A 12933-nucleotide genomic window follows, 5' to 3' on the forward strand; every position below is an offset into this window, starting at 1 on the left:
GCTGATTTAGCAAGGACCGATAGTGACCACCGACCAACCGATGCTGGTGCTGGGAATCGAGACGACCTGCGATGAGACCGCGGCCGCCGTTATCGAACGCCAGCCCGACGGCAGCGGCAAGATCCTGTCCAATATCGTGCATTCGCAGATCAGCGACCACGCGCCCTATGGCGGCGTGGTGCCCGAGATCGCCGCGCGTGCCCATATCGACCTGCTCGACGGCATCGTCGGCCGCGCCATGAAGGACGCCGACGTCAATTTCGCGCAGCTAAGCGGCGTTGCGGCGGCGGCCGGGCCCGGCCTGATCGGCGGCGTCATTGTTGGTCTCACCACCGCAAAAGCCATAGCCATGGTGCATGACACCCCGCTGGTGGCCGTGAACCATCTCGAAGCCCATGCGCTGACGCCGCGGCTGACCACTTCCTTGGCGTTTCCGTATTGCCTGTTTCTCGTTTCCGGCGGTCATACCCAGATCGTCGCGGTGCTCGGCGTCGGCCACTATGTCCGGCTCGGCACCACCGTCGATGACGCCATGGGCGAAGCCTTCGACAAGGTCGCCAAGATGCTCGGACTGCCCTATCCCGGTGGCCCGCAGGTGGAACGCGCCGCATCGGGCGGCGATCCCAAGCGCTTTGCCTTTCCGCGGCCAATGCTTGGCCGGCCCGATGCGAATTTTTCGCTCTCCGGTCTCAAGACTGCGGTACGCAACGAGGCCAGCCGGCTCATTCCGCTGGAAGAGCAGGACATCGCGGATCTCTGCGCCAGCTTCCAGGCGGCGGCGCTGGAATCGACCGCGGATCGATTGAGCGTCGGCCTCAGACTGTTCGAAGCACAATTCGGCCCGCCGCATGCGCTGGTCGCAGCCGGCGGTGTCGCCTCCAACCAGGCGATCCGCGGTGCGCTGCAGGCCGTCGCCGCAAAAGCGCAGACCACGCTGATCATCCCGCCGCCGGCACTGTGCACCGACAACGGCGCGATGATCGCCTGGGCCGGCGCAGAGCGTCTTGCGTTAGGACTCACCGACACGATGGAAGCACCGCCCCGCGCGCGCTGGCTGCTCGATGCTGACGCCAAGGCGCCGGCGGGCCATTCCAAATCCCGCGCGGCTTACTGACGGGAATACCATGACCGACTTCAACTCTGTGGCGGTGATCGGCGCTGGTGCTTACGGCACGGCGCTGGCCGATGTCGCGGCGCGCGCCGGCCGCGAAACCGTGCTTTATGCACGCTCGACTGCAGCCGCCGAACTGATGCAGGTATCGCGCGCCAATCCGAGATTGCCCGGCGCTGCCATCGATGACTCTGTCTTCGTCACCGCCGATCTTTCGCTGGCAGCGCGCGCCGATATCATTCTGCTCGCCGTCCCGTCGCAGCAGTTGCGCGAGGCATTGACGGCGCTTGCGCCGCAATTGCCGGCAGGCGTTCCGGTGGTCGCCTGCGCCAAGGGCATCGAGCGCGGCAGCCACAAATTCATGACGGAAGTCATCGCCGACGTCGCACCGCATGCGATCCCTGCCATTCTGTCGGGACCGAATTTCGCTGACGATGTCGCGGCTGGCTTGCCCACGGCCGTGACGCTGGCTTGCGCCGACGAGGATGTCGCTGTCGCACTCGTGCAGGCCTTGGGCTCGGCGACGTTCCGTCCCTATCACTCCACCGATGTGCGCGGCGTCGAGATCGGCGGCGCTGCGAAGAACGTACTGGCGATTGCCGCGGGTATCGTCGCCGGCAAGCAGCTCGGCGCCTCCGCGCTTGCGGCGCTGACAACACGCGGCTTCAGTGAACTGCTGCGGCTCGGCATCGCTTGTGGCGCGCGCACCGAGACGCTATCGGGACTGTCAGGTCTTGGCGATCTGATCCTGAGCTGTTCGAGCGCGCAGTCGCGTAATTTTTCGCTCGGCGTTGCATTGGGCCGCGGCGAACAGCCGGCGCCTGGCAAACTCGCCGAAGGCGAATTCACGGCGCCGGTGCTGATCGAGCTTGCGACGTCGAAGGGCGTCGATATGCCGGTGGCAAAAGCCGTGGCTGCAATTCTGGCCGGCCAGGCAACCATCGATCAGGCAATCGATGGCCTGCTGACACGGCCGTTCAAGGCAGAAGGTTAGAGGCAAGATGAAATACTGGCTGGTGAAATCGGAGCCATCTGTATGGTCATGGGATCAACAGGTCGCCAAGGGCAAAAAGGGCGAAGCCTGGACCGGCGTGCGCAACCACAGCGCCAAGCTCAACATGATGGCCATGAAGAAAGGTGATCGCGCCTTCTTCTATCATTCCAACGAAGGCAAGGAAGTTGTCGGGATCGTCGAGATCGTGAAAGAGCATTATCCCGACCCGACCGACGAATCCGGCAAGTTCGTCTGCGTCGACATTGCCGCCGACAAGCCTTTGAAGACGCCGGTGACGCTCGTTGCCGTGAAGGCCGAGCCAAAGCTCGGCGAGATGGCGCTGCTGAAACTGTCGCGGCTCTCGGTGCAGCCGGTGACCGCGGAGGAGTGGAAGCTCGTCTGCAAAATGGGCGGATTGTGAGCGCCGACGGCGCGGCCAATCTTGCAATCACTGATCCCGTAGCTTTCATCCGCGCCAATACGCGCCTGCGACCGGTGCCACTGGTGCCGAACATTGTGCTGCACACAGCCGACGAGGCCGTACCGCTGTGGAGCAAGACTGAGGAAGAACTCGGCGAAGCCGGACTGCCGCCACCGTTCTGGGCCTTCGCCTGGGCCGGCGGACAGGCACTGGCGCGCTTTGTTATCGATCATCCCGGGCATGTTGCTGAAAAGACCATCATCGATTTCGCAACAGGATCGGGGCTGGTGGCTATCGCCGCGATGAAAGCCGGGGCAAGCAGCGTCTTCGCCTATGACATCGACGCCTTTGCACGCACGGCCATCGCACTGAACGCGGCTGAAAATGGCGTTACGATCAATGCTCGCGGTGACGATCTGCTCGGCGGCTCATCTGTCCCGACCGCACAAACGATTCTGGCAGGCGATATTTTCTATGAACGCGACACCGCAGAGCGCGCCTTTGCATTTCTTTCAGAGCAAGCGGCGCGCGGTGCAACGGTCCTGATCGGCGACCCCGGCCGCAGCTATCTGCCGAAAGACAAATTGCGCAAGCTCGCGGAATACAGAGTGCCCGTGACGCGCGATCTTGAAGATGCAGAGATCAAGAACACGGCGGTGTGGACGCTGGCCTAACTACCCCGCCTCAGCCACCACCTGCGCCAGAAGCTGCTCGCGCTTCGATTGCGAGCGATAGCCCGTTTGCGTCGCGGCGATGCGCGCGAGCACGCCGTCCTCGAAGGCGGTGACGATGGTATCGTGCACATAGCTCTTGCGGCAGATCGCCGCCGTGTTCTGCAATTCGTCCGCCGCCGACCGCACGGCTTCGAGCACCTGCTTCCTGCGTCCACGCTCACTGGCTGCCGGCTCTATCCGTGACAGGGTTTCAGCCACCGTCGCCGACGCCATCAGAGTGCGGAAATCCTTCAGTGAAATCTTGATGCCGGCGATATCCCGCAGGAAGGCGTTCACTGCTGCCGTGTTGACCTTGTGAATGCGGCCAGCATTGTCGCGATACTGGAACAGGCGTTTGCCCGGCACGTCGTGCAGGATACCAATCGCGCGGACGAGCTTCGACGCATTGGACTCCTTGCGCACTGCCTTGCCGCCCTTGGCTTTGAAGGTGAGCACGATGCAATCGTCTTCGAGCTGCACGTTCGACTTCATCAGCGTTGTAGCGCCGCGGGTGCCCGACAGCTTCATATAGCTCTCATTGCCGGCACGGATCGCGGTCCGCGTGACGAGTTCGATGACAGCGGCGAGCGCGAACTCACGCGTCGGCTCGTCGCCTGCCAGAAGCGCCGAGACGTTGCGGCGGATCTTCGGCAGTGCCGCCACCAGCTTCGCCAGCCGATGCGCCTTGCGTTGCTCGCGGACCTTCTCCCAATCCGAGTGATAGCGGTATTGCAGGCGGCCGGCCGCGTCGCGGCCTACGGCCTGCAAATGCGACGTAGGATCAGCGGCATAGCGGACCTCGGCATAGGCCGGGGGCACTGCCATGGAGTTCAGCCGCTTGATCGTCCCGATATGCTTGATCGGGGTGCCGTTGGCCCTGACGAAGGAATAAGATTTTCCGCGCTTGAGCCGGCGGATCGTCAGCTCAGACTGATCTCCGAGCTTCAGGCCCATTTCACGGGCCAAAACCTCCACACTCGCGGGGCTTGGCTTGGCCATACGGGCTGGCCGCGCGACGGAACGGGCGGAAACGGCCCGGGAAGGCGCGAAATTCTGCTGTTCCATCATAGTGTTATCTGCCTCGTCGGCCCTGTGTCTCTGCTAATGCCGTTTATTGATTTTTGGTTCCGGGCCGCTTGGCCGTCCCTGCGAGGGCGATTTAGGGGCTTCCCGCAACTATTGCGAGTCCACAGGCACGCAATTTCGGTTACTGGTTACTGGTTACCGTTTAGCGCCTGAATTGGCTTTATGATGAAGTTTCCGAGCCGTCAAAACGCGAACGTGATCGGGGCTGCGACCTTGCGGACCGACCAAAGGCCTAGTCCGGCCCCGCTTGTCCAGCTATCTCGCGCCGGCGCATATTGCGCGCAACGAGAACCGGCTGGCGGCGAATTCGCGCAGCGGTCGCACGGTGGTGGAGGGGACGATGTCCGACAAGATTTACGACGTACCGGCTGAGTGGACGACGCGCGCCTTCGTCGATGACGCAAAATACAACGAGATGTATGCGCGCTCGATCAGCGATTCCAACGGCTTCTGGGCCGAGCAGGCCAAGCGCCTCAACTGGAGCCACGCCCCCACCAAGATCGAAAACACGTCCTTTGCCCCAGGCAAGATCTCGATCAAGTGGTTTGAGGATGGCGTATTGAACGCCGCCTATAATTGCATCGACCGCCATCTACCGAAGCGCGCCAACCAGACCGCGATCATCTGGGAAGGCGACGACCCCTCGCAGTCGAAGCACATCAGCTATCAGGAACTGCACGACGAAGTTTGCAAGATGGCCAACGTGTTGCGCAACCGCAATATCGGCAAAGGCGACCGCGTCACCATCTATCTGCCGATGATTCCAGAAGCCGCTTACGCGATGCTGGCCTGCGCGCGCATCGGCGCGGTCCATTCAGTGGTCTTCGCCGGTTTCTCGCCGGACTCGCTGGCGCAGCGCATCACTGACTGCCAGTCGAAGATCATCATCACCGCCGATGAAGGCCTGCGCGGCGGCAAGAAGGTGCCGCTAAAGAACAATGTCGATGCCGCGGTCGCCAAGGCCGGCGGTGTCGACTGGGTCGTCGTCGTCAAACACACCGGCACGCCGGTGAATATGGATCCCGCCCGTGACTTCTGGTATCGCGAGGCCGCCGAAGTCGTGACCACCGAATGCCCCTGCGAGCCGATGAATGCGGAAGATCCGCTGTTCATCCTCTACACGTCGGGCTCCACCGGCCAGCCCAAGGGCGTGCTGCACACCACTGGCGGCTATCTGCTGTTCGCCTCGATGACGCATCAATACGTGTTCGACTATCACGAGGGTGATGTCTACTGGTGCACCGCCGACGTCGGCTGGGTGACCGGTCACAGCTACATTCTCTATGGGCCGCTGGCCAACGGCGCGACCACGCTGATGTTCGAAGGCGTGCCGAACTATCCGTCGATGTCGCGCTTCTGGGAAGTCATCGACAAGCATCAGGTCAATATTTTCTACACCGCACCGACCGCGATCCGCGCGCTGATGCAGGCCGGCGACGAGCCGGTGAAGAAAACCTCGCGCAAGAGCCTGCGATTGCTGGGATCGGTCGGCGAGCCGATCAATCCGGAAGCCTGGGAGTGGTACTATCACGTGGTCGGCGAGGCGCGGGCGCCGATCGTCGACACCTGGTGGCAGACCGAGACCGGCGGCATTCTCATCACGCCTCTGCCCGGCGCGACGAAACTCAAGCCCGGCTCGGCGACGCGGCCGTTCTTTGGTGTCGTGCCCGAGATCGTCGATGCCGACGGCAAGGTGCTCGACGGCGAGACCTCGGGCAATCTCTGCATCGCCAAGTCATGGCCTGGCCAGATGCGGACGGTCTATGGCGATCACGCCCGTTTCGAACAGACCTATTTCTCGACCTACAAGAACAAGTACTTCACCGGCGACGGCTGCCGCCGCGATGCCGACGGTTATTACTGGATCACCGGCCGCGTCGACGACGTCATCAATGTCTCCGGCCACCGCATGGGCACCGCGGAAGTGGAATCGTCGCTGGTTGCGCATGAGAAAGTATCCGAGGCCGCCGTGGTCGGCTATCCGCACGACATCAAGGGCCAGGGCATCTACGCTTATGTCACGCTGATGAACGGCGTCGAGCCGACGGAAGAGCTGCGCAAGGAGCTGGTAGCCTGGGTCCGCAAGGATATCGGCCCGATCGCCTCGCCTGATCTCATTCAGTTCGCGCCGGGCCTGCCAAAGACCCGCTCCGGCAAGATCATGCGGCGAATCCTGCGCAAGATCGCGGAGGATGAACCGTCATCTCTGGGTGATACATCGACACTGGCCGATCCCGCCGTGGTCACCGACCTCGTCGAGCATCGGCAGAACAAGAAGCCGGGGGCGTAACAACTCACCCCTAGTCTATCGGCAGGCGCGGAGTGATGTGATGGATCGTCGGTCATTCGTGTTGGGAAGTGCTGCAGTTGTTGCGGGCGGAGCCTCCGCCCGTGCGCAACATGCCGGTCATCCCGCATTGCCTGCGGCACCATCGTCGAAAGAGCCCTACGCCAAATTGCAAGGTGGCGTACCGCATCACATGACGCCCGAGCAGGAGGCGCAGCGCGTCACAGAGAGTCCGGCGCCGAAAGGGCTGCAAGGCAAGTGGATATCGCGCGCTGCGCTGCCATTGCCGCGCAGTGAGATGGCCTGGGCGACATCATGGGCCGATCGTATGCATATCGTCGGTGGCTACGGCGAAGGCCGTGTCGACCGCCCCTATCACCATGTCTACGATCCCGCTTCAGATCAGTGGCTCGACGCAGCGCCCCTGCCGCGCGGCGCCAACCATGTCTCGGTCGCTGCCGATGCCGGCCGCGTCTATGCGCTCGGCGGCTTCATGCAGCAGAACCGCGGCTCGGACCAGAACGCCTATGCCTATGATGTCGCTGCCAATCGCTGGGATACGATCGCGCCGTTGCCGAGACCGCGCGGTGCCGGCGCTGCGGTCGCGCTGAACGGCAAGATCCATCTGATCGGCGGCGCGTCGGAACCCGCGGCAGAGCGCGCCAGTGTCAGCTGGCACGAAGTCTACGATCCCAAGACCGACAAATGGGAGACCCGCAAGGCACTGCCCGGTGCGCGCGACCATGTCGGCTGCGTCGCCACGCGCGGCGTGATCCACGTGATCGGCGGGCGCTTCAATACGTTCGAGTACAATACCGATCTGCACCATGTGTATCTGCCCGAGCGCGACACATGGGAGCTGCGCGCCGCACTGCCGACGACCCGTTCGGGCCATGGCCTTGTGGTGTATCGCGACCGGCTGTTCGCCATGGGCGGCGAATCCGGCGTGGTGCAGAACGGCCAGCTCACCCAAGGCAAGGTGTACGGACAGATGGAAAGCTACGACCCGGCCTCCGACACCTGGCAGAGCCACGCGCCGATGCTGACCCCGCGCCATGCGGTCGGCGCCACGGTTATTGGCGACTGGATCTATGTGGCTGGTGGCGGTGCTGTCCTCGGCGGCGCGGTACAATCCGCCGTCCATGAGGCCTTTACGCTGGCCTAGTGACCTCCAACGCATTGCATCTGGCTGGCCTCACGCGATTGTCAGGGCCGGATGGCCACCCCCGGCCAATTTAGAGCGAGTGTTGTTTTCCGGGCATTTACTTTGTTCAGCGGATTTCCTCTTTAGGCGCTCGTTGGCGCACTCCCCCGCGCTGGCAGAGACCGGTTGTTTACGCGACTGGTTGAGAATTTCCCGTGTGCAATTGTTTTCGTCGCCTTGAGAGGCGGCACGACCTCGTCGGCCGCTACCGGCCGGGCCGAACTGGAGAGATCGATGTCCTTGAAGATTGCTCGTGCGCTGGCAGCCACCGTTGTCGTTGGCGTCCTGATGTCCCCCACCGCGCAGGCAGCGCCCAATGTGGTCGGCTTCCACGGCGACTATGCCCCCGGCACCATCGTCGTGAAGACCAATGAACGTAAGCTGTATCTCGTGCTCGAACAGGGTCAGGCCGTGCGCTATCCCGTCGGTGTCGGCAAGCCCGGCAAACAGTGGGCCGGCGCCACCAAGATCGACGGCAAGTACCGCCAGCCGGCCTGGGCTCCGCCCGCCGACGTCAAGCGTGACAATCCGAATATCCCGGATGTGATTGCGGGCGGTTCGCCAGCTAATCCGATGGGCGTTGCTGCGATGACCCTCGCCGGCGGCGAATATGCCATCCACGGCACCAACCGCCCCAATTCGATCGGCGGCTATGTCTCTTACGGTTGCGTCCGCATGTACAACGAAGACATCACCGACCTCTATTCGCGCGTCTCGGTCGGCACGCCGGTGATCGTCACCCAGCGCTGATCGCTGGCAGCTTCGCTATTCTGAAAAGCCGCGCATGATGCGCGGCTTTTTGTTTTGCTGATCTCAGCGGTTATCGCACCAGCCGTTGCGATGGCCGCCGCCATACGCGCGCGCGTGACCAGCACCGAGCAGTGCAGCCGACACGTTCGGCGTTTGCCTGGTCGCCACATCGGCGACTACACGGCCGGGATATTTGTCAGGCCCGATATTATAGATCGTGAGGCTTCCCTCGCGGAGCAACTTGGTCAGTGCGGCCGTCGCGGTTTCTGCTTTCTGAATCTCGCGCGCGCATTGCCCCTTCAGTTCCGGCGCATCGATGCCACGCAAACGAATGCGCACACTGACGTCCTCGCCGGACCCAAGATGCACGCGCGCGCCAAAAGTATCGCCGTCGATGGCATAGCGCATCTCGATCGGGTAGCGCGCCTCAGCATTGCCGGCGCGCCTGACGATCGCCTCGGAATCGCGGGCGGCCTCGGTCTGATCCGCGCCGGGCAGGAACGGCAGCCAACGCTTCACCGGCAGCATGGTGCCGGCGGCCAGGCCGAGCACGAATACCCACGGCATCGCCGCGGACATGCGGGATCGCCACGGCGACGCACGGTGAATGCGCGATGCTGGGGTCATCGTCCTGCGATAATGTGAGTCGAAACAACCAGCCAGAAGAATCTGGCCCAGTGATCCGAAGAGTTAGAAGTCGGACGCAATGCCCTTACGTTCCCAGTCGCCAAAGCGCGTGGGCTCCGGGCCTTCAGGTCCCTGGAACTCTTTCGCTTTCGCCGCAGTATGCGCTGCTGCAGCTGCAGCCCGACGTTCTTCTGCCTCGGCCAGCGCACGCTGCGCGGCGGGCGTCAAAACTTTCTTCGGTGCCGGCTCAGGCTCCGGCAAAGACGTTGCGGACTCGGAAGGAATGTCGTTCATCTCAGGTTTCCTGCTGAACCGGCAAGGGCGGCACGCGTTACATAAATCAATGTCGAACAGTTGCCGTTCGACTGTGAGCATATAAGGGCGATTCTTACATTTGGCATATTCGCATGCGACAGAATCGCTCCCATCCAATGGCCGCATGCTGAGCCTGCCCGCGCCATTGCCCGCCCTCCGTCGTGATGTTTTCGCATGTCGCAAGTAAGATACGCACCGCCAACCGAGGTCCCCGGCCTCGCCGCGCGACGGATTGCGGCGGATATTCTCGACGGCGTCTTGCACAAGCATCGGACCCTCGACGACCAGCTCGAAGGCGCCGCGGCCCATCCCGGCCTGAAAACGCTGTCCGACCGCGACCGCGCGCTGATGCGACGTCTGGTTGCGACGATCCTGCGCCGGCTCGGTACGCTCGGGCATATTCTCTCCCGCCTGCTCGACCGCGGTGTCCCCACCGATGCCCCGCGTGCGCAGAGCGCGCTCCTGATTGGTGCTGCCCAGATCCTCTGGATGGATGTGCCGGATCACGCCGCCGTCGACCTCTCGGTCCGCATGGTGCAATCCGACCGCCGCGCCGCGAAATATGCCGGACTGGTCAATGCCGTGTTGCGACGCTGCGCCCGTGAAGGCCAGCCGCTGATCGACGAAGTTGCCGCCCAGACTCTCGACATCCCGCCCTGGCTGATGGCGCGCTGGACGGCCCATTACGGCGGGACGGCAGCCAAGGAAATGGCCGTGGCGCTGAGCCATGAGCCGTCGCTCGATCTCACCGTCAAATCCGAAGCCGATGCCTGGGCCACGCGCCTGCACGGCGAAGTGCTTCCAACCGGTTCCGTCCGAACCTTGCTGCAGGGCTCGGTGACCATGTTGCCCGGTTTCGATGACGGCCAGTGGTGGGTGCAGGATGCCGCGGCGGCACTGCCGGCACGACTATTCGGCGACCTCAAGGGCAAACGCATCGTCGATCTCTGCGCCGCGCCGGGCGGCAAGACTGCGCAATTGGTCCAGGGCGGCGCACAGGTCACTGCTATCGACCGCTCGCCGAATCGTGTGGCGCGGCTGCGCGAAAATCTGGCGCGGCTGTCGCTCAAGGCCGAAACCGTCGTCGTCGACGGCGCCGAATATCCCGGCGAGGGTTTTGACGGCGTGTTGCTGGATGCGCCCTGCTCCTCCACCGGCACGATCCGGCGGCACCCCGACGTCGCCTGGCTGAAACAGGACTCCGACATCGTCATGCTGACGGCGCTGCAACGGCGCCTGCTGCAGAAGGCGGCTTCGATCCTGAAGCCCGGCGGAACCCTGGTCTATTGCACCTGTTCGCTGGAGCCTGAAGAAGGCGAACAAGCCATCGCCGACCTGCTGGCCAAGGATTCCAGCATGCGCCGCGCCCCCGCCGACGCCAGTGAAGTTGCCGGCCTGGCCGAGATCGTCACCCCCGAGGGCGATCTGCGCACTTTGCCGAGCCATCTGCCCCATACCGATCCTCGGCTCGGCGGGCTCGACGGCTTCTATGCGGCGCGACTCATTAAATCCTGATATTCACAGAGTAATCTCCCGATTCGCGAGGCTTCCACAGGGGGCTTCCTTGTACTGTGTGCGGATCGCGTTTCCGGCTAAAAGGATTCGCAACAACCCTTTCTCTTCCAGTTCAAGGCGCGCGTGGTCGCACATCGCAGACGTATCTCGGGGCTGATCCTCGGCCGCTTCGCGCGGAGCGCGATGTCGCGCGCGTCTGGCGGATCGGCAGCCCTGGCCCGGCTCTGGCCCGGACGCACAGATCGCCTGATCATCGCGCCGCATGATCTGCGCACCACCGATGCCACCCGCGCCGCCGAAATCTATGCCGGGCGCTTCGTCTTCGCCGGCAAGATCGTCACCTGCCACGGTCGCTCGATCTTCGATCTGGAACCGCCATCGGAAGACTGGGAAGTTTCACTGCTCGGCTTCGGCTGGCTCCGCCATCTGCGCGCCGCCGACACCGCCATCACCCGCGCCAATGCGCGCTCGCTGATCGACGACTGGATGTCGAATACGTCGCGCAAGCGCCCGGTCGGACGCCGCGCCGACGTCATCGCCCGCCGTGTGATCTCGCTGCTATCGCAGGCGCCGCTGGTACTCGGCGATACCGACGGCAAATTCTATCGCCGCTATCTGCGCTCGCTCAGCCGCGAGATTCGCTCGCTACGCTACGCGCTGTCGCATGCACCCGACGGCGTGCCAAAGCTGCAGGTACTGATTGCGCTGTGTTACGCATCCCTCTGCCTCGCCAATCAAGCGCGCCACATCCGTACCGCCACACGCAAACTCTCCGACGAATTGCAGCGCCAGATCCTGCCCGATGGCGGACATATCTCGCGCAACCCCGGCGCGCTGATCGAATTGCTGATCGATCTGCTGCCACTGCGGCAGACTTTTGCCGCCCGCAACATCGCGCCACCGCCGGCGCTACTGAATGCGATCGATCGCATGATGCCGATGCTGCGATTCTTCCGTCATGGCGACGGCTCGTTCGCACTGTTCAACGGTATGAGCAATGCGCCATCGCATCTGCTGGCGACGCTGCTGGCCTATGACGACACGCACGGCGTGCCGATGGCGCATATGCCGCATACCGGCTTCCAGCGTCTCGAGGCCGGTCAGATGACCGTGATCATCGACACCGGCCCGCCACCACCGTCCAGTGTGAGCCACGACGCGCATGCCGGCACGTTGTCGTTCGAACTGTCGTCCGGCCCGAGCCGCATCGTCATCAATTGCGGCATGCCGTCGACCGGGCGCGACAACTGGCGCGCTTTCGCGCGCGGTACGCCGGCGCATTCGACGATGACCTATCACAACACCTCGTCGTGCCAGTTCGTCGAACGCAGCGCGATGAAGAAGTTTCTGCAGGGTGCGCCGATCGTCAACGGCCCGCATGTGGTGGAGAGCTATCGCGAGATCACCTCGAACGGCACCATCCTGACCACCTCGCATGACGGCTATCACCCACGCTTCGGTGTCACGCATCGGCGCGTGCTGATGATCTCCGAGGACGGTTCGAAACTCGAGGGCGAGGACATCGTCGCGGCGGCGCCCGGCGCGCGGCTGAAAGGCAGCAATACCGACTACGCCTTGCGCTTCCATCTGCACCCGTCGGTAAAGGCCAGCCGGCTCAGCGACGCCCGCGGCGTCATGCTGGTATTGCCGAACCGCGACGTCTGGACCTTCGAGGCGCTGGACGACAAGGTCGAGCTGGAGGACAGCGTGTTCCTGGCCGGCAATGACGGACCGCGCCGAACCGCCCAGATCGTGATCCACCAGAACGCCCAGCAGACCTCCAGCATCCGCTGGAGTTTTGCCCGCTCGGCCTCCTCGCCGTCGCAGACCACGGCCCGCCGCAACGCCCGCCGCGAGCCGGAATTGCCGTTGTAAATCAGGCCTTCACGACGAAATTGCTGGCATGCAAG

General features: G+C 63.5%; 12 protein-coding genes. 9 read left to right on the plus strand and 3 right to left on the minus strand.

The window, feature by feature from the left end:
* Nucleotides 1-40 precede the first annotated feature (40 nt).
* The 4 genes from tsaD to BLW80_RS09740 are packed head-to-tail and all read left to right on the plus strand — an operon-like array spanning nt 41 to nt 3200.
* On the plus strand, nt 41-1114 hold the full coding sequence (gene tsaD / locus BLW80_RS09725; RefSeq protein WP_093757770.1) for a tRNA (adenosine(37)-N6)-threonylcarbamoyltransferase complex transferase subunit TsaD: 1074 nt from the start codon (nt 41-43) through the stop codon (nt 1112-1114).
* A 10-nt stretch (nt 1115-1124) separates the two neighbouring features.
* A complete protein-coding gene (locus tag BLW80_RS09730; protein WP_093757771.1) occupies nt 1125-2105 on the plus strand; it encodes an NAD(P)H-dependent glycerol-3-phosphate dehydrogenase in 981 nt (326 codons plus the stop codon).
* Between the two features lie 7 nt (nt 2106-2112).
* Nucleotides 2113-2526 (plus strand): EVE domain-containing protein, encoded by a 414-nt coding sequence (locus tag BLW80_RS09735; protein WP_093757772.1) that lies wholly within the window; start codon nt 2113-2115, stop codon nt 2524-2526.
* Nucleotides 2523-3200 carry a class I SAM-dependent methyltransferase gene (locus tag BLW80_RS09740; RefSeq protein ID WP_244528082.1) on the plus strand — a complete coding sequence of 226 codons (678 nt, stop codon included), beginning with the start codon at nt 2523-2525 and terminating at the stop codon, nt 3198-3200. Before BLW80_RS09735 ends, BLW80_RS09740 begins: the two co-directional genes overlap by 4 nt.
* On the opposite strand, the gene BLW80_RS09745 is transcribed toward BLW80_RS09740, so the two are convergent.
* Nucleotides 3201-4307, minus strand: coding sequence for a DNA topoisomerase IB (locus BLW80_RS09745; protein WP_089263196.1), 1107 nt, complete (start codon nt 4305-4307; stop codon nt 3201-3203).
* A 358-nt stretch (nt 4308-4665) separates the two neighbouring features.
* On the opposite strand from BLW80_RS09745, the gene acs reads away from it, so the two are divergent.
* The 3 genes from acs (at nt 4666) to BLW80_RS09760 (ending at nt 8566) form a co-directional block, all read left to right on the plus strand.
* Nucleotides 4666-6615: an acetate--CoA ligase gene (gene acs / locus BLW80_RS09750; protein WP_170849623.1), complete on the plus strand. Its 1950-nt coding sequence runs from the start codon at nt 4666-4668 to the stop codon at nt 6613-6615.
* A 40-nt stretch (nt 6616-6655) separates the two neighbouring features.
* Nucleotides 6656-7777: a Kelch repeat-containing protein gene (locus BLW80_RS09755; protein WP_093757774.1), complete on the plus strand. Its 1122-nt coding sequence runs from the start codon at nt 6656-6658 to the stop codon at nt 7775-7777.
* 273 nt (nt 7778-8050) lie between these two features.
* Nucleotides 8051-8566 carry a L,D-transpeptidase gene (locus BLW80_RS09760; RefSeq protein ID WP_093757775.1) on the plus strand — a complete coding sequence of 172 codons (516 nt, stop codon included), beginning with the start codon at nt 8051-8053 and terminating at the stop codon, nt 8564-8566.
* 63 nt (nt 8567-8629) lie between these two features.
* On the opposite strand, the gene BLW80_RS09765 is transcribed toward BLW80_RS09760, so the two are convergent.
* Together BLW80_RS09765 and BLW80_RS09770 are read right to left on the minus strand one after the other, a co-directional pair.
* Complete coding sequence (locus tag BLW80_RS09765; protein WP_231078668.1) at nt 8630-9145, minus strand: thermonuclease family protein; 516 nt, start codon at nt 9143-9145, stop codon at nt 8630-8632.
* Nucleotides 9146-9256: 111 nt separating this feature from the next.
* Nucleotides 9257-9487, minus strand: a complete 231-nt coding sequence (locus BLW80_RS09770) for a DUF1674 domain-containing protein (RefSeq protein ID WP_115033144.1) — start codon at nt 9485-9487, stop codon at nt 9257-9259.
* Nucleotides 9488-9682: 195 nt separating this feature from the next.
* Between BLW80_RS09770 and BLW80_RS09775 the strand changes: the two genes are divergently transcribed.
* Nucleotides 9683-11023, plus strand: coding sequence for an RsmB/NOP family class I SAM-dependent RNA methyltransferase (locus tag BLW80_RS09775; RefSeq protein WP_093757777.1), 1341 nt, complete (start codon nt 9683-9685; stop codon nt 11021-11023).
* 183 nt (nt 11024-11206) lie between these two features.
* Nucleotides 11207-12898, plus strand: a complete 1692-nt coding sequence (locus BLW80_RS09780; RefSeq protein WP_093758202.1) for a heparinase II/III family protein — start codon at nt 11207-11209, stop codon at nt 12896-12898.
* The last annotated feature ends 35 nt before the right edge of the window (nt 12899-12933 follow it).

The organism is Tardiphaga sp. OK245 (assembly GCF_900108575.1).
GTDB classification, from domain to species: Bacteria; Pseudomonadota; Alphaproteobacteria; order Rhizobiales; family Xanthobacteraceae; genus Tardiphaga; species Tardiphaga robiniae.